Raw genomic sequence first — 2382 nt, forward strand, 5'->3', positions numbered from 1 at the left:
ATCGGGGTGGAGCAGACGCTGGAAGACAGTGGTGTGGACGCGGCGGTTCTTGGCACGTTGCGGCGTGACGAGGGTGGGCTGGAGCGGTTCGTCTCCTCGCTTGCCGAGGGCTGGGTGCGGGGTCTGTCCGTGGACTGGTCGCTGCTGCTCGCCGGCGGGCGCCGCGTGGACCTGCCCACCTACGCCTTCCAGCGCCAGCGGTACTGGCTGGACGCTGCCGCAGCGCTGGAGGGTACGGCTGCCGCGACCCCGGACGCCGTCGAAAGCAAATTCTGGGAGGCTGTGGAGCAAGGGGATCTTGCCGGCCTTGCGGAGACCCTCGACATGGCACAACAGGACGCACTGGGTGCGGTGTTGCCTGCGTTGTCGTCGTGGCGGCGTGGGCGTGTGGCGCGGTCACGGGTGGATGAGTTGCGATATGCGGTGTCGTGGAAGCCGGTTTCACTGAAGTCGGCTGCCCTGTCGGGGCGTTGGCTCGTGGTGTCCGCGGAGGCGGACGGCGATGTGCTGTCGGGCGCGCTTGAGGGCCACGGCGTGGATGTGGTGCGTCTGGTCGTCGACGGAGAGGTGTCACGGGTCGGTCTCGCGGAGCGGCTGTCGCTGCTTGGTGACGTCGATGGTGTGGTGTGGCTTGTGGGGTCGGGGGATGCCGGTCTTGCGGACACGGTGCTGCTGACCCAGGCGTTGGGTGATGCGGGGGTTGGTGCTCCGTTGTGGTTGGTGACGCGGGGTGCGGTGTCGGTGGGTCGTTCGGACCGGCTGGCGAGTGTGGCGCAGGCCCAGGTGTGGGGCTTTGGCCGGGTGGTTGGTCTGGAGCATTCGGATCGTTGGGGTGGTCTGCTGGATCTGCCTGAGGTGCTGGATGAGCGTGCGGGTGCGCGGCTCCTGCATGTGCTGGCGGGTGCTGGTGGTGATGAGGACCAGCTGGCGGTGCGGGGTTCTGGGGTGTTTGTACGGCGTCTGGTGCGGGCGCCGTTGGGTGATGCGCCGGTGGTGCGGTCGTGGTCGCCGCGTGGGACGGTGCTGGTGACCGGTGGTACGGGTGCGTTGGGTGCGCATGTGGCGCGGTGGGCCGCGGCTCATGGTGCTGAGCATCTGGTGTTGACGAGCCGTCGGGGTCAGGATGCTCCGGGCGTCGACGAGTTGGTGACGGAACTCGGGGAGCTGGGTGCTCGGGTGAGTGTCGTGGCTTGTGACGTGGCTGACCGTGAGGCGCTGGCTGCTGTGTTGGCGGAGCATCCGCCGACCGCCGTCGTCCACACCGCAGGCGTAGGCCAGTTGAACCCACTGATGGACACCGACCTGGAGGCCTTCGCCGGCATAGCCGACGCGAAGGTGTCGGGTGCCCGGCACCTGGACGAGCTGCTCGGCGATGCCGAGTTGGACGCGTTCGTGCTGTTCTCCTCCAACGCCGGTGTATGGGGCGGCGGCGGACAGGGCGCGTACGGCGCCGCCAATGCCTGCCTCGACGCGCTGGCGGAGGACCGCAGGGCTCGCGGCCTGACCGCGACCTCGATCGCCTGGGGCGCCTGGGGCGGGGGCGGCATGGCCGCGCAGGAGGGTACGGAAGAGCACCTCACCAAGCGCGGCATCGGCACTATGCCCGCGGAGCTCGCGGTGTCGGCGCTGGTGCAGGCGGTGGAGCACGACGAGACGTTCGTGGCGGTCGCGGATGTGGACTGGGCGCGATTCGTGCCCGGCTTCACCGCGGCCCGCCCCCGCCCCCTCATCTCCGACATCCCCGAGGCTGCGAAGGCCGTGGCGGAGGAGCAGGGCGGCCCCGCCGTTGGTGCGGGCGGATCGGAACTGGCAGCGCGTCTGGCAGGCCTGACCGAGGCCGAACAGAACCGCAAACTACTGGAGTTGATCCGTTCCCAGGCGGCAGCGGTACTCGGATACGCGTCGGCCGACGCCGTGGAGGCGAACCGTGCCTTCCGCGAGATGGGCTTCGACTCGCTCACCGCGGTGGAGGTGCGCAACCGCCTCGCCACGGCCACCGGCCTGAAGCTGCCCGCCACCCTCGTCTTCGACTACCCGAACCCCACCGTCCTCGCGGACTTCCTGCGGCGTGAGGTCACCGGCCAGGACGGCACCGCGGGTGCTGCCATGGCCCTGCCCATGGTGAGCGCCGACGACGACCCCATTGCGATCGTCGGCATGGCCTGCCGCTACCCGGGCGACGTCCGTTCACCGGAGCAGCTGTGGGATCTCGTGGCCGCAGGCACCGACGCGATGACCGGGTTCCCCGCCGGCCGGGGCTGGGACGTGGAAGCGCTGTTCGGTGCGGACACGGCCGTCACGCCCGAGGGCGGATTCGTGCAGGACGCCGCCGAGTTCGACGCGGAGTTCTTCGGAATCTCACCGCGCGAGGCCATGGCCATG

The 2382-nt window shown here is 70.0% G+C and carries 1 protein-coding gene; it reads left to right on the forward strand.

Going from position 1 to position 2382, the window contains the following annotated elements; translation table 11 throughout:
• Positions 1-2382 (forward strand): SDR family NAD(P)-dependent oxidoreductase (locus tag ACZ5CR_RS43700; RefSeq protein ID WP_468868818.1); only part of this gene is annotated, 2382 nt, incomplete at both ends.

The organism is Streptomyces sp. NPDC031274 (assembly GCF_055570235.1).